This window comes from Methanobrevibacter sp. (assembly GCF_045646045.1).
In the GTDB taxonomy this organism is placed as follows: Archaea; Methanobacteriota; Methanobacteria; order Methanobacteriales; family Methanobacteriaceae; genus Methanocatella.
Genome location: NZ_JAZRJY010000043.1, coordinates 1 through 21,046 on the forward strand (window position 1 = coordinate 1; position 21,046 = coordinate 21,046).

The 21,046-nt window shown below is 34.0% G+C and carries 19 protein-coding genes and 1 pseudogene; 15 read left to right on the top strand and 5 right to left on the bottom strand.

What is annotated here, in order from left to right; genetic code table 11:
- Window positions 1-165: 165 nt before the first annotated feature.
- From ACKI5C_RS02885 to ACKI5C_RS02905, 5 genes are all read left to right on the top strand, one after another.
- On the top strand, window positions 166-828 hold the full coding sequence (locus ACKI5C_RS02885) for a hypothetical protein (protein WP_407431728.1): 663 nt from the start codon (window positions 166-168) through the stop codon (window positions 826-828).
- Window positions 829-882: 54 nt separating this feature from the next.
- Window positions 883-1,218: a hypothetical protein gene (locus tag ACKI5C_RS02890; protein WP_407431729.1), complete on the top strand. Its 336-nt coding sequence runs from the start codon at window positions 883-885 to the stop codon at window positions 1,216-1,218.
- A 19-nt stretch (window positions 1,219-1,237) separates the two neighbouring features.
- Window positions 1,238-1,573, top strand: a complete 336-nt coding sequence (locus ACKI5C_RS02895) for a hypothetical protein (protein WP_407431730.1) — start codon at window positions 1,238-1,240, stop codon at window positions 1,571-1,573.
- A gap of 39 nt (window positions 1,574-1,612) precedes the next feature.
- Window positions 1,613-2,038 carry a universal stress protein gene (locus ACKI5C_RS02900; RefSeq protein WP_407431731.1) on the top strand — a complete coding sequence of 142 codons (426 nt, stop codon included), beginning with the start codon at window positions 1,613-1,615 and terminating at the stop codon, window positions 2,036-2,038.
- Window positions 2,039-2,142: 104 nt separating this feature from the next.
- Complete coding sequence (locus ACKI5C_RS02905) at window positions 2,143-2,439, top strand: hypothetical protein (protein ID WP_407431732.1); 297 nt, start codon at window positions 2,143-2,145, stop codon at window positions 2,437-2,439.
- On the opposite strand, the gene ACKI5C_RS02910 is transcribed toward ACKI5C_RS02905, so the two are convergent.
- On the bottom strand, window positions 2,436-3,095 hold the full coding sequence (locus ACKI5C_RS02910; protein ID WP_407431733.1) for a uracil-DNA glycosylase: 660 nt from the start codon (window positions 3,093-3,095) through the stop codon (window positions 2,436-2,438). The two genes, ACKI5C_RS02905 and ACKI5C_RS02910, sit on opposite strands and share 4 nt — an antisense overlap.
- Window positions 3,096-3,466: 371 nt before the next feature.
- Here ACKI5C_RS02910 and ACKI5C_RS02915 point away from each other — a divergent pair, with 371 nt between their 5' ends.
- The 8 genes from ACKI5C_RS02915 (at window position 3,467) to ACKI5C_RS02950 (ending at window position 14,016) form a co-directional block, all read left to right on the top strand.
- Complete coding sequence (locus ACKI5C_RS02915) at window positions 3,467-3,931, top strand: hypothetical protein (RefSeq protein WP_407431734.1); 465 nt, start codon at window positions 3,467-3,469, stop codon at window positions 3,929-3,931.
- Window positions 3,932-4,046: 115 nt separating this feature from the next.
- Window positions 4,047-4,406: a hypothetical protein gene (locus tag ACKI5C_RS02920; RefSeq protein WP_407431735.1), complete on the top strand. Its 360-nt coding sequence runs from the start codon at window positions 4,047-4,049 to the stop codon at window positions 4,404-4,406.
- A gap of 350 nt (window positions 4,407-4,756) precedes the next feature.
- Window positions 4,757-5,206, top strand: a complete 450-nt coding sequence (locus ACKI5C_RS02925; protein ID WP_407431736.1) for a MarR family winged helix-turn-helix transcriptional regulator — start codon at window positions 4,757-4,759, stop codon at window positions 5,204-5,206.
- A 70-nt stretch (window positions 5,207-5,276) separates the two neighbouring features.
- Window positions 5,277-6,668, top strand: coding sequence for an MFS transporter (locus ACKI5C_RS02930; RefSeq protein ID WP_407431737.1), 1,392 nt, complete (start codon window positions 5,277-5,279; stop codon window positions 6,666-6,668).
- Window positions 6,669-7,206: 538 nt separating this feature from the next.
- On the top strand, window positions 7,207-8,877 hold the full coding sequence (locus tag ACKI5C_RS02935; protein WP_407431738.1) for a hypothetical protein: 1,671 nt from the start codon (window positions 7,207-7,209) through the stop codon (window positions 8,875-8,877).
- Window positions 8,878-8,888: 11 nt separating this feature from the next.
- Window positions 8,889-10,586 carry an ATP-grasp domain-containing protein gene (locus ACKI5C_RS02940; RefSeq protein ID WP_407431739.1) on the top strand — a complete coding sequence of 566 codons (1,698 nt, stop codon included), beginning with the start codon at window positions 8,889-8,891 and terminating at the stop codon, window positions 10,584-10,586.
- Window positions 10,587-10,598: 12 nt separating this feature from the next.
- Window positions 10,599-12,293, top strand: a complete 1,695-nt coding sequence (locus tag ACKI5C_RS02945) for an ATP-grasp domain-containing protein (protein WP_407431740.1) — start codon at window positions 10,599-10,601, stop codon at window positions 12,291-12,293.
- A 25-nt stretch (window positions 12,294-12,318) separates the two neighbouring features.
- The gene (locus tag ACKI5C_RS02950; protein WP_407431741.1) at window positions 12,319-14,016 is read left to right on the top strand and encodes an ATP-grasp domain-containing protein; all 1,698 of its coding nucleotides are present in this window, start codon (window positions 12,319-12,321) and stop codon (window positions 14,014-14,016) included.
- Here ACKI5C_RS02950 and ACKI5C_RS02955 read toward each other — a convergent pair.
- Window positions 14,011-15,396: an MFS transporter gene (locus tag ACKI5C_RS02955; protein WP_407431742.1), complete on the bottom strand. Its 1,386-nt coding sequence runs from the start codon at window positions 15,394-15,396 to the stop codon at window positions 14,011-14,013. The two genes, ACKI5C_RS02950 and ACKI5C_RS02955, sit on opposite strands and share 6 nt — an antisense overlap.
- Before the next feature lie 668 nt (window positions 15,397-16,064).
- Here ACKI5C_RS02955 and ACKI5C_RS02960 point away from each other — a divergent pair.
- The gene (locus ACKI5C_RS02960) at window positions 16,065-16,775 is read left to right on the top strand and encodes a carboxypeptidase-like regulatory domain-containing protein (RefSeq protein ID WP_407431743.1); all 711 of its coding nucleotides are present in this window, start codon (window positions 16,065-16,067) and stop codon (window positions 16,773-16,775) included.
- Between the two features lie 204 nt (window positions 16,776-16,979).
- On the opposite strand, the gene ACKI5C_RS02965 is transcribed toward ACKI5C_RS02960, so the two are convergent.
- Window positions 16,980-17,609 carry a tetratricopeptide repeat protein gene (locus tag ACKI5C_RS02965; protein WP_407431744.1) on the bottom strand — a complete coding sequence of 210 codons (630 nt, stop codon included), beginning with the start codon at window positions 17,607-17,609 and terminating at the stop codon, window positions 16,980-16,982.
- Between the two features lie 184 nt (window positions 17,610-17,793).
- Between ACKI5C_RS02965 and ACKI5C_RS02970 the strand changes: the two genes are divergently transcribed.
- Window positions 17,794-18,303 carry an Ig-like domain-containing protein gene (locus tag ACKI5C_RS02970; RefSeq protein WP_407431745.1) on the top strand — a complete coding sequence of 170 codons (510 nt, stop codon included), beginning with the start codon at window positions 17,794-17,796 and terminating at the stop codon, window positions 18,301-18,303.
- 37 nt (window positions 18,304-18,340) lie between these two features.
- On the opposite strand, the gene ACKI5C_RS02975 is transcribed toward ACKI5C_RS02970, so the two are convergent.
- Together ACKI5C_RS02975 and ACKI5C_RS02980 are read right to left on the bottom strand one after the other, a co-directional pair.
- Window positions 18,341-19,423: an acyltransferase family protein gene (locus ACKI5C_RS02975; protein ID WP_407431746.1), complete on the bottom strand. Its 1,083-nt coding sequence runs from the start codon at window positions 19,421-19,423 to the stop codon at window positions 18,341-18,343.
- 160 nt (window positions 19,424-19,583) lie between these two features.
- Window positions 19,584-21,046: pseudogene (locus ACKI5C_RS02980) on the bottom strand (hypothetical protein); the annotation flags it as partial.

The following is a 21,046-nucleotide window of genomic DNA, read 5'->3' on the forward strand; positions in this document are numbered from 1 at the left end:
ATTTTCATTTTAAATTTTTAATTTTTAATTTAAAAAAAATATCAAATAGATTTTTTTTCCGGATATTGGAGGTTAATTTCAAGTTTTTGATATAGATATATATATTAGATTGCAAAATATATTACATTATATTTAATTAAAATGGTATATACTGTGGTAATTGAAATGAATTTAAAACATCTATTATTTGCATTATTTATTGTCTTTTTTGTATTTGCAGCTGTCAATGTTGCAAGTGCTGTTGATAATGACACAAATATTGTGGATGATAATCAATATGATGTTTCAACCCCAAAAATTGATGCAGATCAATCAAATAGTGAAGTAAGCCAATCAGATATTGGTACAACTCAATCTGACATCGATATAAGTCAATCATATGAGCCTTCAACTGTTTACAAGGGGGATATAATCAATGTTTATTTATATGTAAGAAATAATGGGAATTCAACAATCGATAATTTAATTATTTTTTATAATGTACCACAAGAATTTGAGATTTTAATTTGTCCTGCTGAATATGATAATGGAAAAGTAATTATTGATTCACTAAATCCTGGTGAATTAATTAAATATACTTTTATATGTAAAGCATTAGTGGCTAATATTACTGCTATATTTGAAGCAAGTTTGAATGGATCCAGTTTTATTCCATTAGATGTTTATGTTCAACCGGATAATGATAACCAATCAAATCAGAGTGGCATTAATGGCGGTGTTAATAAAATAAACACGAATTCTGTTAATTTACAACCTGCAGGAAACCCATTAGCATTGCTGCTTTTAGGATTACTGTCTATTCCATTATTTATCTATAAAAGACATTAGCTGGGGCCAATAATGAAATATGAATATTTTATTATTTTTTTATTCTTTATTTTTTTGAGTTTTCAAGCTGTTAATGCTGCTGATAATCATAATATTTCAAATCTAAAAGCTAATTTTTTGGATTTTCACAAATATACTTTCAATGCTTCTGATTTAATCAAGGATTATAATAATCAAAGTCAATATAATGTTCAAATTCTAAAAGATGGAAAGTCTATTGGACCAAATCATCATGTGATGTTTCGGATAAATGGTGTTTGCTATAATAGAATGACTGACTGTGATGGCATCGCCACCTTAAACATTAGGTTAAATCCTGGTCAATATATTGTTTATGTGGAATGTGAAAATGCTAAAAATTACAATAATATATTGGTTTTAGCTAATTAATTACATGGGGTTTTATTTGATGAGAAATTGTGAAATAAATCCAATTAAATCAGATTCATTAGAGATTAATTGTCAAAAAATATATGATGCTATTATAGCTTGTCAAAGGGAATTTGATGGGAATTTAATTTTTGAAAAAAATATTTTAAATACTTTAAATGAAATCGAAATATTATTATATGATGTTAATGATATAGAACTGTTTTCTGAAATGGTTGATTTGATATTTAGGTGTAGATATCGGGCTAGAGAATTGGAAAATCAGATGAAGTTCATTGATGATGAAAAAATAGTGAATTCTAAAAATTTAAATTATATTTTAGAAGAGATGAACAAATTCAAAGAAATAATTTAAATGTTATTAGAAATATATATTATATTAGGAGTTCTCAAGATGTTTGATAAAATATTAATACCTACAGACGGATCTGATTTTTCTGAATATGAGTTTGAAAGAGCAATGGAATTACTTTCAAAGGATGGACAAATCATCATATTATCTGTTGCAAGTAAAATTGAAGCTAATACGCCGTTTCATAATAAAAAGAATGTTGACAATATGAATAAAGAATTTTTAAAAGAAGCTCAGGCTAATGTTGACCGTATGGCAAGACGTTTTAATAATAGTGTAAATATAAAAAAATTGGTTTTACAGGGAATACCTTCTGAAACAATTGTTAATGTAGCGGATAATGAAAATGTTGATTTAATTATGATAGCAGCATCAGGTAAATCAGGTTTAAAAAAATTCTTTATTGGAAGTGTAGTTGAAAGAGTATTGAAAATTACTGAAAAGGATGTTTTATTGATTCGTAATTAATTTTATTGAATCAAAATATATTCTTTTTTTAATTGCGGTATATATTAAAAACTTCATTTGCAAAAAGATTAGAATTGAAAATATTTGACTTAAATATTGAAAAAATGGCTAAAAAAGAGATATACTACATTGATTTTAATGTGGATGAAGTAAGTTCAAGAATTAATAATATAATGAGTAAATGGTCTGTTCATTCAATCCATATTAGAGGTCAAAAATGGCAAATTTTTAATTATTCTGATGACTTGATTTATGAATTCGATTTTTTGATTGACTTTAAAAATGTGGAAGGCCGCATTAAACTTGAAGATTTGAAATTAAATGTCATTCACCATATTGAATCTCTAAAAGATGATACTATGTATATTGATGATTTGGTTTTGGAAGAATTACTCTATTAGAGCTTCCAGTTAATTTCATCTAAATTGTTTTCTTTTAAATATTTATTAGCTAATTTAAAATGCATTGAGTTAAAAAATCCTCTCCTGGCTGAAAATGGGCTTGGATGTGATGTAACTAGAACCAGATGATTTGGATTGTCCAAAAATTCTTTTTTCTTTTCAGCTTGTTTTCCCCATAATAAAAAAACAATGGGTTGGTCCTGCTGATTTAATATTTTGATTACATTGTCTGTAAATATTTGCCAGCCGCAGTCACTATGTGAATTGGCTTCACCTTCACGCACAGTTAAAACAGTATTCAGTAAAAATACGCCTTGTTGCGCCCAGGATTCAAGGCAACCTGACTCTGGGATTGGGTATGAATATTCATTTTCGATTTCTTTGAATATGTTTTTAAGTGATCTTGGAATTGGTCTGCCTTCTGGAGTTGAAAATGCAAGACCATGGGCTTGTCCGGCTTCGTGATAAGGGTCTTGGCCTAAAATTACAACTTTAACATTACTGAGAGGTGTAAATTTAAATGCATTAAAAACATCTTCTTTTGGCGGGTAAATAGTTTTTGTTGCATATTCATCATTTGTAAACTCTTCTATTCTTTTAAAATAATCACTTTCAAATTCTTTATTTAAAACTAAATCCCAATCATTTCCAATCATATAATTTTGTTTGTTTTATCTTAATTTAATATTTTTCTTTTTAAGAATATATATTAAAATTATAAAAAAAATCGATATATTTATATATTAGTGAATATATATCATTAAGTTCTGTACTAAAAATAATCACACCATTTGAAAACTGACTATATACGAATTTATCATAACTTTTAAAGGGAGTTGATAAATATGATAGCATTTGTAAAAGTCACTGGGTATACAGTGTTCTAATCCAATTATTTTTCCTTAATTGTAAACCGCTTTTGAATTTATTTTTAAAGGAGGTTATAACCATTTATATTTGACAATTTCTTTAATTAAAGAAATATGCTGTTGAATTGAAAAACCATTACCAAAAAAAGAGGAGAAATATGAAGATTAATGTGAGAAAAACTATTGAAAATACTGTAATTGTGCCTGATGAATTCCCATTCTATGTTGAAGAGCTCACTGCAAGTGATGAAATGCCAACCCTCCTTGGGCTTGCAGATGAAAAATATACCTTCAATGAAATGAACGACGAATTTTTTGATTTTGTATCAAGAAAAATCAATGAAAATGGAATCTACGTTAGATTAATCCATCTCATTGAAAAGAGCAGTGAAGAGAATATTATAACCTTTGAAATAGAAAGTGGATTAACTAAAACCACCATCAAAATTCCTGAAAGTAGCTTGGATGAAGTTACAGATATAGGAATTAAGATTCATGGTGCCGACATCACCATAGGAAAAACCAGCTATTCCAAAAAACCACATTTCGAACAATTAAATAAAAACGACATTTTAGCTCAAATAGCTAATGAAATGATCGATGATTTAATCTTTTATGATTAAATCTTTTTTAGAGGAGTGATTCAATATTAAGAGTATTTTATCTATGTTTTGTTGTTTGTCAAGTAGTGTTTTATCACTAAACTATATTTTATTATAACCAGGGAGGGATGTTTTAATGGAAAATTGTCCGAATTGTAATAACCGCGTGTGTGTAAATCCGTCAATTACACAAACTTTGAACTTTTTAGAGTTAATAACAGAATCTAACTTATTTGAATTGGAAACGAATGAAGAATTCATGTTAATGGAGTTCATTTTAAGTGAAGACTTCATCAATAGGCACAAAAAACCGAGAAGAATTCCATCAAAAATTCCTCGAAAACTTCCAAGATCAATTTCCAATAATCTCTTTGAAAAACTCACTGAAGATAACTTCCAGGAATACTGTGGAGTAATCTCAGTTACCTGCAAAAATACTCCATTAGTATTCGAATATGCTGAAGCAGGAGTTGATTTAGAATATCTGGATAATTAATCCGGTGTTGTATCAGGACCGGGATTTTTCACTAAGAAAAATGTGAATCTGAGGGTTATATGAAAATATAATCCCACAACATTTTTATTTAAATCTTTTTTTTTGATTGGATTGGATTTTTAATGTTACAACCGACATTGCTGGATTAATTCAATTTAAGCTACTTTTGATTATGTTGTTTCAATCTGTTTTTCAGAAAAATTATATTTAATGATTTTTTTAAGGATTTTTGAAGTGCGGCTTGTCTCTTGTGTGATTTTTTACAACTTTCAAATAATAGTTTCATAATCAACTGTTTCAAAAGAAACATTTATATTATATAAATGCCAGATAATTAACCGGTGAAGATTATGGGCGATGAAATTTTTCAGGCAATAAATGATAATTCTCCGATAATTGCTTGGATACATAATATTTCTCTAAATCAACAAAAATATTTAAAATCTAAAATCAAAGACTATGATTTTGGACATAATGTACGTTATCTGATGTTTATTTATGACAATCCCAACTGTTCTCAGGAGGATCTGGTCAATATGTTCTGCCAGAGCAAGGGAAATATTGCCAAAATCCTGAAAAAGTTTGAGGATGAAGGATATATTGAGAGAAAAATCAATCCTCAAAACCGACGCAAATACATGCTTAACACTACAGATAAGGCAAATGAACTGATTCCGGAATTCAGACAGATTTCTAAAGACTGGGACAGTGCAGTAGGCTTGACTGATGAGGATGAAGAGTTTAAAAATAAACTAAAGGAAATTGCCATAAACGGCATGAAACTGCTTGAGGAGGAATAAATTCTCCCATCATAATTATTATTTCATATGAAAATATATTTTAAAGACATAATTAAAGAGGGTGTAAAAATTGAAAATTGAATATGAAACTTATGTAGTATTGATATCATTTCTCACTTCATTTTTTGGAGTGTTTTTGTCAAACGGTATCATAATTGGGGTTCCGGCAATAGCTAATGACTTTGCCATGAACAATGTCATTCAGAACTGGATTCCAACAATATTTTTCCTGGTAATGGCCGTATTTACAGTTCCTGCAGGCCAGATTTCAGGAAAGTTCGGTGTCAAGAAATCATTGCTTATTGGAGTTAGTGTATTTTTATTAGGTTCTATCGGTGCAGCACTGTCCTTTTCAACAGAATCATTTATGCTGTTTCGTATAGTTCAGGGTGCCAGCGTAGCTTTTGTTAATGTGGCTGCAATGGCTATGGTAGTATCTGCTGTTAAACCTCAAAACAGGGGAAAGGCTTTAGGTTTTACTGTAACCGGTGTTTATCTTGCAACTTCCCTTTCTCCGGTTATCTGCGGATTTCTGGTTTATAATTTCGGATGGAGATCAATATTTTATGTAGTTATTCCATTCCTTGTACTTTGTATTCTTGTAATGATAGTAAAAATACCTCAGGAATGGAAGACCTATGAACATGATGCCATTGACAAGTTCGGATCTGTTTTGTATGCGATAGGAATTCTTCTTTTCATTTACGGATTCACTAACCTTATTCATCAAACGGGAATATTATTGACCGTTGCGGGCATTATTCTGCTTGTGGTATTTGCAGTGTGGGAGTTAAGACAGACTTCACCTGTATTCAACATGAAGCTGTTTAAAAACACCAAGTTCACTTCATCAAATATTGCCGCGCTATGCAGTTATCTGGCTATTATGGTTGTCACTACAATTCTGAATTATCATTTCCAGTATGTCAGGGGATGGAATGCACAGATGGCAGGTCTTATACTGATTGTTACTCCAATCATCATGGCGATTCTTGCGCCGAATACAGGAAAGCTTTCAGATAGAATTCATCCGCAGAAACTGGCTGCTGTCGGTATGGCCATAGCCAGTGTTGCAATGTTTATACTGGTATTTCTGAATAATGACATGCCTGTATATATGGTCGTTATTGTGATGATTCTTCAGGGTGTAGGTATGGGACTTTTCTCAAGCCCGAACATGAACGCAATCATGAGTTCAGTTCCTCCAAAGGACGCTCCTACCGCTTCAGCTTCACAGGCGACCATGCGGACTATCGGTCAGACAATGAGTTTGGGTCTTTTGACTTTGGTATTTGCTTTGGTAATGGGCAATTTGCCTTTATCATCCCAGTATGCTGATTTGATTGTCCAGTCTTCTCAGATGATTTGTACCATATCATTGTGTGCATGCATATTGTCAATCTTTGCTTCACTGATTGGAATCAAATCCAAGGACGAGTTCAACACAGGCAGGCCAAACTGAAGAGTTTCTTTAAGAAACTCTTGTTTTTTTCTTTTTTTTAATGATTTCATAGATTTAATGATGAATTCATAATATATAGTATTTGATTTAAATTATTCGGGTGTGTTTTGAAACCCGATAATGCAGATAATAATTGTTATTGTGAAGAATTTGAAAATGATAAAACTTTCTGGAATGATTATCTTTCATGATTTCAATTTGGATATAATTGATTATAATATAAAAACAGACCGGCCACATTTAATAAGAAATATTGGTGAAAATATCTTAAATGATGTGACACTATTTGAAACATCCCAATCATATGTTGTATACATGATTTATCTTAATAAATTTTATAATGAAGGGACCATAATGAAATTTTTAGACTGTTGGAATGGCATTATTAAGCATATCACATCAAAAAATGATTTGAATATGAGCTTAGATTTCATAATATAGAAAAAAGTCTTAACAAAATGACAGTCCCATTTCATTTTTTAGTAAAATTTTATATTTAATTAATTCCAAACCTATTAATATATTGGAGGAATTTTTCATGAGAAATATAGTTGTGGTTGACTGTCAATCAACGGGTATTAACTTCATTGATGACATTTACAATAGACGTTATAATCCTGTTGTATTGGAGCTGATACCTGATATTCATGATGATATTGATGGATACAGGCAAAAGATGGATTTGGAATATGAAAGGTCAGATTATGAATTTGACATAATACAGGAAAAGGAGTCCTATGAAGAGACTCTTGAAATGATTCGTGAACTTGACCCTTTGCTTGTTCTTGCAGGCAGTAATGATGGGATGTTTTTAGCCACCAAATTATCATATGATTTGGATCTTTTGGGAAATCCAATAGAAAGCATTGATGCAATCACTGTTTGGGAAGAAACCCAGAAAAGGCTTGGCGAAAATAATCTCAGGTATATCAAATCAAAGGTCATTTTTTCACTTGGGGAAGCTATTGATTTTTATGACTGTGAAGATTTGGAAGAGGTTGTCATAAAGCAGTTAAACAATGAGGATGAAATAATATGTTTTAACAAACATGAAATGATTGACTGCATTGAAATGTTTTTTGCCGAATCCGACAGTGCTCTTTTGCTTCGTGAGCACATTGACGGTGAGGAATATATTGTCAATACTGTTTCCTGTGACGGAGTCCATCGAATAACCACCATCTGGAAATATGATAAGATAAGGACTCATGATGGAAATTACATTTATGATGCCGCCGAATCTGTAAATGATTTATATATCGGAGAGGCGGAAATGATTGACTATGCATATGATGTTGCAGATGCACTTAGAATCCAGTATGGTCCTGTCAGCGGTGAATACATGATTGACGATAAGGGACCTGTTCTTACAAATCTTAACTGCTGTCCTATGTCAGGCCATTTGCCTAGAGAATTTTTGGATGAGGTTTCCGGTCAGCATGAAACCAATTCTATTCTGGATTCCTATTTAAAGCCTGAATACTTTTTGCAAAGAAGAGTCCAGAAATACCGCCTCAAATCATATGGTGCATTCAAAAGAATTATCGCTCCAACGAATATCATTGCAAAGTCAGCTCCTATGAATAATCTCGGACCTAGATTAAGAAGTTTCCATGAAAGCGTCATTGATGATTTGCTGGCAGGTGAAAAATTCTATCCAAAAACTCAGGATTCCGATACCAGCTGCGGGCTGATTTTTTTAGTTCATGAAGATTTTCATGTATTGCAGGAGGACATCAGGTTTTTAAGAAGTGTTGAGAAAAACGCTTTTGATTTGGTACTGAGTCCTGAAGCTGATGTAAATTATCATTTCAATGTAGATATTGCAGTCAAAAAGCTTCAAATACTTATTCAGATGAGTGAAAAATATGGCGACGGACTTTTAATAACTGACCAGATATTATATGATGTCAACATTACTCAGGTTGGCCTGAATGGCGTTAAGGATATTGATGAGCAGTTTGATTTTGTCATTGTTAATTTGAATAGGAGTTTTCTTGAAAAAAGCGATTATCTTACAATTGATATTATTTTTGATATATTTTCATTCATTAAAGTTAATGGATTTATATTTATTCCTGAAACTACCTACAGGTATATTCCAGGTGGAAGAAAAGGTATCGAAGCATTGTTAAAAGCTATGCAGCTAAAAATTGAAGTGCCTCCTTATGGTGTAAAGCAGGGAGTCATTGCATCTAAAGAGGAATAATTGGTGTTAATATGAAAAGCATTATAATCGTAGACTGTATTTCGACAGGAATTAATTATATTGGTGACATCATTAACAGAGGTTTCAAACCTGTCGTACTGGAATTGATTCCTGCAGGCGAAGATGTTGAAGCATACAGGGCAATGTTAAACAAACATTATGATGAAATTGATGAAGAATTTGACATTCTCTATGAAAAGGATACTTATGAAGAAACTCTTGAGGCTGTCAAAAAATTAAATCCCGAACTGGTTCTTCCGGGAAATGAACATGGAGTAATTCTTGCTACAAAACTTGCAAATGATTTGGGTTTGCTGTGCAATCCTATAGAAAATCTTGATGCCATGACCCTAAAGGATAAGATGCAGGAAAGACTTAAGGAAAATGGAATCAGATACATCAGTGGGAAGCTCATAAGCTCCGTTGATGAAGCCGTTGAATTTTATGATGCTGAAGATTTAAGTCAGGTTGTCCTCAAGCCGATTTACAGTGCAGGATCTGCCGGTGTGAAACTGTGTTCAAATAAGGAAGAAATGATTAACTCAATTGAGGAAATCTTTCATAATAAACAAAACTATTACGGTGAAAGCATTTCTGAACTCCTGCTTCAGGAACGTATTATGGGTGAGGAGTATATTGTCAATACAGTTTCCAATAACGGAATTCATCGTGTTACACTCATTTGGAAATATCATAAGGTAAGAACTCATGACGGATCTATTTTATATGATACTGCCGAAACAGTTAATAATCTTAATCTCGGTGAGGCTAAAATGGTTGAATATGCATATCAGGTAGCTGATGCCATTGGAATTAAATACGGTCCTGTTCATGGTGAGTATATGATTGATGATAAGGGACCTGTCCTGATTGAAGTCAACTGCAGACCATGCGGAGGAAATATGTCAGCAAAATTCCTTGATAAGATTGCAGGACACCATGAGACTGACGCTATTTTGGATTCATATTTAAAACCTGTCCGCTTCAGTGAAAAGAGAAAGGATAAATATCGTTTATATGGCCATGGTGCTTTAAAATTCTTCAGTGTCCCTCATGATATTGTGGCAAAATCAGCACCTATGAGCAATATCAGCCCTAAGCTTAAAAGTTATTTCAAATCCAGCATAGATAAAAATTTTGACAATGCAGTATTTTATAGAAAAACTGAAGATTTGGCTACTGCTGGAGGAATAATTTATATGGTCCATGAAAATCCGGAAATACTGCATCAGGATATTGATTTCTTAAGAAATGTTGAGAAAAAAGCGTTTGAACTGGTTTTAAGTGATGAAGTTTATGATGATAAGCCTATTGATGAGGATGCTCTTTTTAAAGAACTTGAAAGTATAGTCAGTTATGCTCACGATTATGGAACTTCACTTCTTATAACTGACCAGTTTCTGGATAATGCACATATGATGCAGATAAGTAAAGATGAGATATATGATATAAACGGTGAATTCGACTATGTAATTGTTAATTTAAATAAAAGCTTAGTTGATATGCATGAATTTAAAGTTATTGAATTGCTTTTCAATATATTTTTAAATATTAAAGTTGGCGGAATAGTATTCATACCTGAAAGCACATGTGATTATATTCCCGGCAAAAGAAAAGGTATTGAAGCCATTCTAAAAACTTTGGATTTAATAATTGAAGTGCCGCCCTACGGAGTTAATACGGGGGTTATCGCTACAAAAAATAGTTAGGGGGTTTTAAAAATGAGAAACATTGTTTTGGTGGATGTAAGGTCAACTGGAATTAATTATATTGGAGATGTTGTTAATAGGGGTTATAATCCTGTTGTATTGGAATTGAAGTTTCCTGAGGGGAAAGAAGAACAACTTAAAAAAATGTATCGGGCAGGTTATGATTCTGTTGACGAAAAGTTTGACATGATTTTTGAAAGGGATACTTACGAAGAAACACTTGAGGCCGTAAGAAAACTTGACCCTAAACTGGTTATACCTGCCAATGAGTCTGGTGTTATTCTGGCTACCCGTCTGGCCAATGATTTGAATTTGTTATGCAATCCTGTTGAAAATATGGATTATTTCACTTTGAAGGATATGATGCAGGAAAAAATTGCACAAGCCGGTCTAAGAAGCATTAAGGGTAAGGCCGTAAGTACTTTAAATGAAGCTATTGAGTTTTATGACAGTGAAGGCCTAAGTGAAGTTGTCGTAAAGCCGGTTTACAGTGCAGGTTCTGTAGGTGTCCATTTATGTTCAAACAGGCAGGAGATGATTGATTCTGTAATTCATACCTTAAATGGATTGAATATATATGGCGAAGAAATCGAAGAGGTTGTAATTCAGGAGCGTATTAGCGGAGATGAATATTATGTCAATACAACTTCCTGTGACGGCGTACATCAGGTGGTCAGTATCTGGAGATACAGTAAAGTACAGACCTCCGACGGTGCTATAATCTATGATACCATTGAAACAGTAAATGAGATAAGCATCGGTGAGTCTGAAATGATTGATTATGCATATAAGGTTGTTGATGCACTTGGAATCAGGTATGGTCCTGTTCATGGTGAGTATATGATTGATGATAATGGTCCTGTTCTGATTGAAGTGAATTGCCGTCCTGCAGGTGCATCAATGCCTGCAGAGTTTTTAGACAGGATTGAAGGCCATCATGAAACGGATTTGTTTTTGGATTCCTATTTGAAGCCTAAACGTTTCCATGAAAAACGAAAGGAAAGATATAGATTAAATGCATACGGTGCCTTAAAAGTATTTATAGTTCCTGAAGACATTATGGCTCGCTCAGCACCTGTAAATGAAATCTCCCCTAGACTTAAAAGCTTTTTCAAGACAAATGTTGCCAATATAGAGGATACAGAATTGTTTTTTGTAAAGACTGTCGACTTTGCAACCAGCTGCGGATATGTTTATTTGGTTCATGAAGACAAGGGTGCCATACAGGATGACATTGAATTTTTAAGGCGTGTTGAAAAGAGTGCCTTTTCTCTTGTTTTAAGCAAACCTGATGATTTGCCTCCGATTGATGATGAAGAAATTAAAAGAAACATTAATGAAATAGTTGATGCAACCCAGGATTACGGGGCAGGTCTTTTGATAACAGACCAGTTCATTGAAGATGCGGAAATTATACAGGTAGGTCTGGATGATGTGGATACGGTCAACGGCGAATTTGACTATGTAATTATCAATCTCAACAGGAGCCTGATTAACAAAAGGGAGCATATTACTGTAAGTCTTATTTTAAAAATCCTTTCTGACATTCGTGTTGGAGGTGTTGTCTGTGTTCCTGAAAGTACATATAATTATATTCCAAGTAAAAGGAAAGGTATAGAAGCCTTAATGAAAACCCTAGACTTAAGAATAGAAGTGCCTCCATATGGACTTAACACCGGAGTGATCGCTTCAAGAAACAGTTTTTAATGGTGAATAAACTGGGTGAAAATACATGAAAAGCATAATTATCGTAGACTGTAAGTCTACAGGACTTAACTTTATTGAAGATATTATAAACAGAGGTTACAATCCAGTTGTATTGGAAATGAAAGCACCTGTGGGAAATCCTGAAGAATATAAGGAAGCTATGGAAAATGGCTATGCCCGTGTTAATGCAGAATTTGACATGATTTATGAGAAGGACAGCTACGAGGAAACTCTTGAAGCTGTAAGAAAATTCAATCCTCTTCTGGTTTTACCTGGAAACGAGCATGGTGTTATATTGGCTACAAAGCTTGCAAATGATTTGGATTTGTTGTGTAATCCTATAGAAAATATGGATTATTTTACCTTTAAGGACAAAATGCAGGAAAGGCTTGCTGAGAAGGGACTCAGACACATTAAAGGAAAGCCGGTTAAAAGCCTTGAGGAAGCGCTTGAGTTTTATGACAGTGAAGGTCTTGAAGAAGTTGTAGTAAAGCCGGTATATGGTGCATTTTCAGTTGGTGTTCATCTGTGTATCAACAGGGATGAACTGATTGATGCCATAAATGATGTATTCGATGAAGACAACTGCTATGGCCAAAAGATTGATGAGGTTGTAGTTCAGGAACGTATCAAAGGGGAAGAATATATTGTAAATACCGTATCATGTGAAGGAAATCACCGCCTGACACTTGTGTGGAAATATAACAAAATCAGCACTTCTGACGGAGCTATTATCTATGATACAGTCCTATCAATCGATGAGTTTGGAATAGGTGAGGTAGAACTGATTGAATATGCATTTGATGTAGCCGATGCCCTTGGAATCAAGTACGGTCCTGTTCATGGTGAGTATATGGTTGACGATAAGGGACCAGTTCTTATAGAGGTTAACTGTCGTCCGTGCGGAGCATCAATGCCTGCACCGTTTTTGGACAGGATTTCAGGCCAGCACGAAACAGATTCCATTTTGGATTCCTATCTTAAACCTAAACGTTTCTATGAGAAAAGTAAAAAGCAGTACAGGCTGCTTTCAAATGGTGCCCTAAAGCTTTTCATTGTCCCATATGACATCATAGCCACATCAGCTCCGATGAACAATATTTCCCCTAAATTAAAGAGCTATTACGCCACCAACCTTGAAAATATTGATGAGATAGAAATGTTTTTCTCCAAAACTCTTGATCTTGAGACCAGCTGCGGCTTTGTTTACATGGTTCATGATGATGCTGCAGTATTGCACTCAGAAATTGAGTTTTTGAGAAATGTTGAAAGACGTATTTTTTCTCTGGTTTTAAGTGACAATACAGATAAGGACTCAGAAATTGATGAAGATGTGATAACTTCAAGAATCAGGAAAATAGTTAATATCTCCCAGGATTATGGAACAGGACTTTTAATTTCAGATCAGTTCATTGAAGATGCAGATATGATTCAGTTAGGCCTTGAGGATTCTTATGATATCAATGGTGAATTTGACTTTGTCATCGTTAATCTGAATAAAAGTCTTTTGGATAAAAGGGATGATGTCATTGTAGATATTATTTTAAATATTCTATCTAAAGTAAGAATTGGAGGATTCGTATGTGTTCCGGAAACTACCTACAATTATATTCCTGGAAAAAGAAGAGGTATAGAAGCACTTATGAAGTCCATCAAACTTAGAATCGAAGCGCCTCCATATGGAATCCGTGCAGGGGTTATAGCATCAAGACCACACTTATAGGCTGGAATCCGTATTTTTGTCCAGTCTTATTCCTATAACTGATGTAATCACTGCAATTACACATGCAACGGCACATATTAGACAGATAATCTGTGAAGATTCAACGATCATGTCTGAATATTGACTGGACAGTACCAGAGTTCCCATTACCCATCCGAATACAAGGGTTACTATTGTCAGACTCAGGGTCTGGCCTATTCCTCTTACTGTTATCTGGGAAGCTGATGCATGTGCAGCATATTTTTCGTCAACTGAACTCATTACTGCGTTCATGTTAGGGCTTGAAAAGAGTCCCATACCTACAGCCTGCAGTACCATCGCCAGAATGATAAGCGGAAGCGGAGTATTCGCATCCATCACTATCAGTATTAGAAATGCAAATATTGTAATAAACATTCCGATTGCAGCGATTTTTTGGGGATGAATTTTGTCTGAAAGTTTTCCTGCATTAGGTGCAACTATTGACATTACAACAGGGCTTACAAGAAGTATTATGCCGGTCATTTCAGGATTCCATCCTTTTACATACTGGAAATGGTAGTTGAATATGGTTGTAATCATCATGACGGCCATATATCCGAACATTCCTGCAATGTTGTAAAGGGTGAATGAATGTTTTTTCAGCAATTTCACATAAAATACGGGGCTTTTCTGATGAAGTTCATAGTATCCGAATGCTATGATAATAAGTATTCCTGCAACAGCCATTGCCTGGCCTTCCAGTGTCATAAATATGGAAATTCCATAAATCAGGAAAAATATTCCCAATGCATACATTATCATTCCTTTGTAATCGAGGCTGTCATTTTCATTGGTTTTCCATTCTCCGTGTGTTTTTAAAAGAAGAATTGCTGTAGCTATTGAATTGAATATTATTGTCATATAAAACATTGATCTCCATCCGAAATCCTGAACCAGAAATCCGCAGGCAACGGGGGAAAGTGATGTTCCAAGATAGACTCCGGTTACGATGATTCCAAGTGCCCTTCCCCTTTTTTCATTGTCGATTGCAAGAACGACTATAGCCATTTCACAGACATTTCCCATAGCTATTCCAATTCCCTGAAGCACTCTTGATGTAAAAAACATTTCCGTTGAAATTGAAAGGCAGCAGATAACTAGACCTATTATCTTTATGATTTGCGCAATCACCCATGCCTTTTTAAAACCGTACTTTCCGCATATCTGTCCGAATGGTACGGTAAACATTGTTACAACAAGAACAAGTATTGTGGGTATCCAGTTCTGCAGCACATTGTTCATTCCAAAGTCGGCTGCAATCTCGGGAGTTCCTATAATAACTCCGTTTGTAATGAATACGCCGAAAAATGATGTTATAAAAGCACTTAAAATAAAATATTTCTCAAAATTTTCACTCATAATGTTTTTATATATGTATTTTTATCTTTAAAAGATTATTTGTAAAAAAACATTATCAAAAAAAGTTAGAATAATAAGATTCTAACATTTTTGATACAAAGTTGAGAGGAATCAACTTTACAATTATTAATCTATTTTTTTTATATTTATAAATTGTCTTTAAGTAAAAATGATTTTTAATAAAATAAGTTAGAATCAAAGGATTCTAACTTAATTATATATTTTCTTTGACAGGGAGTGAAAATACAGTGTTCTTCCTGGGGTGGGACATCAAACATCTTTTAGTATTAACTATTCTCTTAACATAACATGCATACCAGGAAGAACTAATTATTATTTTGTAATATGAAGTATTTAAATCTTTTTAATTCTAATATAAAGATAATATTGCTTTTAGTTTGTAATTTTACTCACTTTAAGCAATATTTTAATTGCTTTGTAATTTTTGTAGTCTGATTAATTAAAATGTTGTCCCGACATGTAGATGCCGGCTTTGAAATTAATTGCTGTGTGACATATCTTTCATTTAAATTACTTTGTGATTAAAAATCTTACATGTTCGGACATCATATTGGCGAATAATGAGTGCAATCTTTTAATATATTGGCTGAAAATCGATTCGATTATTTTATTATGTATTGTCAATAAAATATCAAACAGGTGAGTTTATGGATCAGGAAAAAATTATTATAATTTTGCTTGGTGTAATTGTCATTCTGCTTGTGGTGGCATTTGTTCTTTTCGGACCTTTTGCCGGCAAGGATGTGAATCTGGCAATGACAACAGCAGATACTTTGTATGATGGGGATTACTACGGCATATCCCTTAAAGGTTCTGAAGGTAGCCCGATAGCAAATGCAACAGTCAATGTAACAATCATTGATTCCAACGGAGGCAGAAATCCTCAGCTTATAGTGACTGATGAGAAAGGTGAAGGGCAGATGCAGATGAACGGATTGACTCCCGCCAAATATACGGTTGAACTTTCTTACGGCGGAGGCAATGGGTATAAGGCAAATAAGACCAATACTACAATAGAAATGAAAGCCGCTACAACATCCAGCAATTCAGGTGCTTCTTCAGGCGGAAAAACAGTAACATTGGAACTGCCTGCATTTGATAACAAATATTCAACTACGGTTGGTGAATATAGAATCGAGGCAATGAAATGGACCGGAACTGGTGTCGGCGGATTAGGAGTATGGGTTTACAAAAACGGTAAGATGTTGGATAAAAATTCCTATCTGTCAAGAGGATATATCCGCATGAATGGAAACTGGAAGTGGACTGAATGGGCTCACGGTGAAGACGGTGCTACATACCATAAATATCCGGTAAGTAATGACGTACAAATTCAAAAAGTTGAAGTAAGTTTTTAAATAGTTAAACCATCACCATAAAACTTGCTAAATTAAAAATAAGGAAATTCAAAAAAAGTAACTGATTATAAAAGGGCATTCTTCCAATTTCTTAAAAAAAGTATTTTTTTTTAATGCTGTGATAAAATAATTTTCAAAGATTAATTGGAAGAACAATTAATATATCGTTTTTTCTACTATATAACTCTTTTTCATTTTTGATGTTTAGAGGTAGTCAGAGTCTATGTCAAGACCCCGGTTGAGACGGATGATGTTGTCAGCATAGACTTCATTTTCTGGGTCATAGACCAGTGCCTCATCATAGCATTTTCTTGCCTTTTTTGGATTGTTGGTCTTGTGATAGATTATACCCATCACATCCAAAGCGTATGCATAGTCTAAATCTTTTTTTCTAAATAACGGCATCGCTTCATCTAATTTTTCCAGAGCCAAATCGTATTGTCTTTGTGACTGAAGATACCATGCCCAGTCCGAAAGGCATATTGCCTTGTTGTTTTTAATTGTTTTGTGGCCTGGACTCTGTGATAGGGCTCTGTCGTAGCAGCATACTGATTGGCTGAATTTCTCTGGCTCGTCAATGGCAATATTGACCAGAATCAGTCCTTTGATATTCCAGTTGTAGCTGCTTTTTTTGATTGCAAGGGCTTTGTCTATTTCCTCAAGAGCCTCCAGGTATCTGCCTTGTCTGTTCAGCTGCCATGCATTTTCACTATATAATTTATTTTTATTTACCGGGATTTCCTCCTCTTCTTCTTCATCTCTTCTTCCATAGTTTTCAGCCATTGTATCGCCGTTTGCCCACCATACGGGATCTCCTATTTTCCATTCATCCATAATTCTCACCAGTTCATAATTTTTCTATAATGCATGGAGTTTCTTGAAATTCATTTTTTCATTGATATTATATTTCTTTTCAATTATATATAAAGGTTGTGTATAAATTATTAATAAAAAGTGTTAATTTGCTGGTGCAGTTCATTAACAAAAGATTAATATTATGATGAAGTAACTATTAAATATGAAATTAAAAAACATATTGCTGGTTGTGGCAATAATTGCGGTTGTCATATTTGCCTTTACATTCCTGATGAACCATCAGGCACAACCAAAAACGGATACCAAGGTTGTCATAACAAACGGCACCAACCTGACTGAAGGCCAGAACGTGACAGTCAAGCTGATGGATTCAAATGGAAAGCCGATTTCAGGCCAGAGCATATCAGTTGTTGTCTTGGCAAGCAAAGGCAATGCCAACCAGAAGAATCTCACTACGGACAAATTTGGTGAAGCCAACATTACAGTTGACAACAGAACCATTGGAAGCTGTGCAGTCAAGGTGCAATATTCTGGAAACGACCAGTACAACGGATGCAACTTCACAGATAATATTGTAGTCAATCAGAAGCCGGTTTTAAAAGTCACAACAAATTCAACCAATATTTTGGGAAATAACACTACTTCAAAATCTTCATCAAGATCTTCCGGCAATGCAAACAGTAGTGTCATCATTACGACTGTAGACCCATGATGGGAATTTGAAGCTTAACCATTCAAATTCTTATTTTTTATTTTTTTACAATCTTCTTTTTAATTTTTACATAGGCATCGCTTAATAATATTGAAGCGATAATGATTAAAATCAAAACACTAATAGCTATTGCAAGATTTGTTTCTACCTGTAAAAATTGGTTAATATATGTTAAAAAAAGAATTAATGCCCACTGGACAATATAAATGACAGTAATGTTGTTGCTGGTTTTTGTAGCAAAATTAATAGCTGAAGGGGATAATCTTTTAGCCACAAAATAGAATAGTGAACCAATGAAAAGTGTCGCTATGATTAATATTATAATATCCGGAAGGGATGCGTGCAGATACTCCATTTTTTCAGGTACGGTTCCTCCGGTGACTGAAAACATGCCCTCCAATGTAATAAAACCTACAATAAGCATGATTAAAGTTAAAATGTAGGTAGGCCTTAATATTTTTGAGTACAGTTCATCCTTGTCATTGCATCTTGTTAAGTTTTCTCCGAAAAGCATTCCGCAGACGGGTATGATAAACCAGTTTAAAATAGGAAAACAGCTGACAATATTCTGGCCATGGGTTTCAATTAAGTTGCCAAACAGCTGGTTTAAGTACATATTGCTGAAAGTGAAATCTGAAAAATATGTTGCAACAAGGGAAAATCCGATACTTATTACAAATATTTTAATTGTTCTGAAATTAAACTTTTTAAAGATTCCTATGAGTATAAAACTTAATCCGGCAAACTGAAGAATGTCATTGGCTAATAATGATAATAAAGAATACTCCAGTGGTACGCCGGCAGCATAATTTGAAAGAAAATACATTGTATTTATAATAATACCTAATAAAAGCAGCTTGATTCCACGGATAATAAATTCTTTTGGAGTATTGTGGCGGGTATATTCCATTCCAATACCCATTGCAAACATGAATATGGGTGCTGAACACTGAGTCAGTATGAAGAGTGCATCTGTTGTTTTTCCATAATCAACATTACCGAAACTGCAGAAAGCAAAATAATGAGTAACTATCATGAGAATAATTGCAAAAACTTTGGCAAAATCCCATTCAACCTGTCTTCCTGTGTTTACTTTTTGAGTACTGAAAAGTTTAACCATAAACATTCTTTGTTATTAAACATTATATAATTTTTTGCAAAAAATCTGTTAATTTATGGATTATTGATGCAACTTTACAATGAATGTGATAAATCTAAAAGCAATGATTAGAATTCGGTTTAAAAAAAGAAAAGGTGGGAAAATTTAATTTCCCGTTTATTTAATGTTTTTTTCTTATAGATACAACAGCCAAAGAGAACAATGCTAGGATAATCATTAAAATTGGATTACCTGTAGCAGGCAATGTATTGACTGGCGGTTTTACATCACTGTTATTGCCGCCACTAGGCAAGTCTTTAACAACTACGCTTGCAGAGCCATTGTTGTTGGACAAGTTCGGATCATAAGTATCACTTGAAACAGTTGCTTCATTGGTGTATGTTCCTTCTTTTAAAGCTTTAGTGACAACAGTAAGTGTTACCTTTTCACCTGGAGCTAAATCTCCAATAGTCCAAATGCCAGTATTTTTATCGTAACTACCTTTTGATACAACAACATCAATAACTTCTAAATCAGAAGGTAAATTATCGATTACTTTTACATTGACTGCAGCATCCGGACCATGGTTTATTACTTCAGTGTTGAATATGATTTGATCTCCAACATATGCGTAATCAACATTAACAGTTTTGATAAGCTCTAAATCAGCCATAGGAACTCTGGTTGAATTGATAGCATAGTTGTTACTCATATCCGGATCAAATGTGTCTGAAGAAACATTTGCATTGGAAATTATCTCAACGCCAGGAGCGACTACAATGGTACTAACATTCAAGATGACTGTTTGACCAGGTTCGAGATTGCCTATATTCCAAATACCAGTATTGACGTCATAAGCTCCAGCTGAACTGTCTCCATTATAAACTAATCCTTCAGGTAGCTTATAGGATACCTGTGTATTGACTGCAGTGTCAGGACCATTGTTGGTAACAATAACAGTCCAGGTAATTTTGTCGTTTAAATTAGGTGTTGAATTGGAAACTGATAATTCAACTTCCAAGTCAGCCTCAGGAGGAACAGTAATGGAACTGCTGTCATTATTATTGTTCATGTCAGGGTCGTAGGTATCGGATGATACGTTAACGTCACTTGTTATTGTTGTGTTGGATGCGTTAACAACTGTTGTAATTGTTAATGTAACTGTTTCTCCTACTGGTAAGTCTCCTATTGTCCATTTACCGGTTTCGCTGTCGTATGCACCTTGTGAATCATCTGAGACGTATATTAATCCTTCAGGTAATATGTCGTCTAGGATTGTGTTTATTGCGTCGTCAGGTCCGTTGTTGGTTACGTTGATTGTCCAGACTACGGTATCGCCGATGTGGGTGGTAACGTTTTCATGGTCGTTTGTTATTGTGACTTCGAGGTCGGGTTCTGGTGGGATGACAACTGAGCTGTTTGCTTTGTTGTTTTCCATGTTAGGGTCGTAGGTATCGGATGATACATTGACATCACTTGTTATTGTTGTGTTGGATGCGTTAACAACTGTAGTGATTGTTATTGTAACTGTTTCTCCTACTGGTAAGTCTCCTATAGTCCATTTGCCGGTTTCGCTGTCGTATGCACCTTGTGAATCATCTGAGACGTATATTAATCCTTCAGGTAATATGTCGTCTAGGATTG

What these genes read in the sequence shown, in the direction of transcription:
- ACKI5C_RS02905 (WP_407431732.1), top strand. Translation starts at nt 2,143, where the DNA reads ATGGCTAAAAAAGAGATATACTACATTGATTTTAATGTGGATGAAGTA.
- ACKI5C_RS02915 (WP_407431734.1), top strand. Translation starts at nt 3,467, where the DNA reads ATGAAGATTAATGTGAGAAAAACTATTGAAAATACTGTAATTGTGCCT.
- ACKI5C_RS02955 (WP_407431742.1), bottom strand. Translation starts at nt 15,396, where the DNA reads ATGAGTGAAAATTTTGAGAAATATTTTATTTTAAGTGCTTTTATAACA.
- ACKI5C_RS02975 (WP_407431746.1), bottom strand. Translation starts at nt 19,423, where the DNA reads ATGGTTAAACTTTTCAGTACTCAAAAAGTAAACACAGGAAGACAGGTT.
- ACKI5C_RS02950 (WP_407431741.1), top strand. Translation starts at nt 12,319, where the DNA reads ATGAAAAGCATAATTATCGTAGACTGTAAGTCTACAGGACTTAACTTT.
- ACKI5C_RS02920 (WP_407431735.1), top strand. Translation starts at nt 4,047, where the DNA reads ATGGAAAATTGTCCGAATTGTAATAACCGCGTGTGTGTAAATCCGTCA.
- ACKI5C_RS02925 (WP_407431736.1), top strand. Translation starts at nt 4,757, where the DNA reads ATGGGCGATGAAATTTTTCAGGCAATAAATGATAATTCTCCGATAATT.
- ACKI5C_RS02945 (WP_407431740.1), top strand. Translation starts at nt 10,599, where the DNA reads ATGAGAAACATTGTTTTGGTGGATGTAAGGTCAACTGGAATTAATTAT.
- ACKI5C_RS02885 (WP_407431728.1), top strand. Translation starts at nt 166, where the DNA reads ATGAATTTAAAACATCTATTATTTGCATTATTTATTGTCTTTTTTGTA.
- ACKI5C_RS02940 (WP_407431739.1), top strand. Translation starts at nt 8,889, where the DNA reads ATGAAAAGCATTATAATCGTAGACTGTATTTCGACAGGAATTAATTAT.
- ACKI5C_RS02895 (WP_407431730.1), top strand. Translation starts at nt 1,238, where the DNA reads ATGAGAAATTGTGAAATAAATCCAATTAAATCAGATTCATTAGAGATT.
- ACKI5C_RS02910 (WP_407431733.1), bottom strand. Translation starts at nt 3,095, where the DNA reads ATGATTGGAAATGATTGGGATTTAGTTTTAAATAAAGAATTTGAAAGT.
- ACKI5C_RS02935 (WP_407431738.1), top strand. Translation starts at nt 7,207, where the DNA reads ATGAGAAATATAGTTGTGGTTGACTGTCAATCAACGGGTATTAACTTC.
- ACKI5C_RS02965 (WP_407431744.1), bottom strand. Translation starts at nt 17,609, where the DNA reads ATGGATGAATGGAAAATAGGAGATCCCGTATGGTGGGCAAACGGCGAT.
- ACKI5C_RS02970 (WP_407431745.1), top strand. Translation starts at nt 17,794, where the DNA reads ATGAAATTAAAAAACATATTGCTGGTTGTGGCAATAATTGCGGTTGTC.
- ACKI5C_RS02900 (WP_407431731.1), top strand. Translation starts at nt 1,613, where the DNA reads ATGTTTGATAAAATATTAATACCTACAGACGGATCTGATTTTTCTGAA.
- ACKI5C_RS02960 (WP_407431743.1), top strand. Translation starts at nt 16,065, where the DNA reads ATGGATCAGGAAAAAATTATTATAATTTTGCTTGGTGTAATTGTCATT.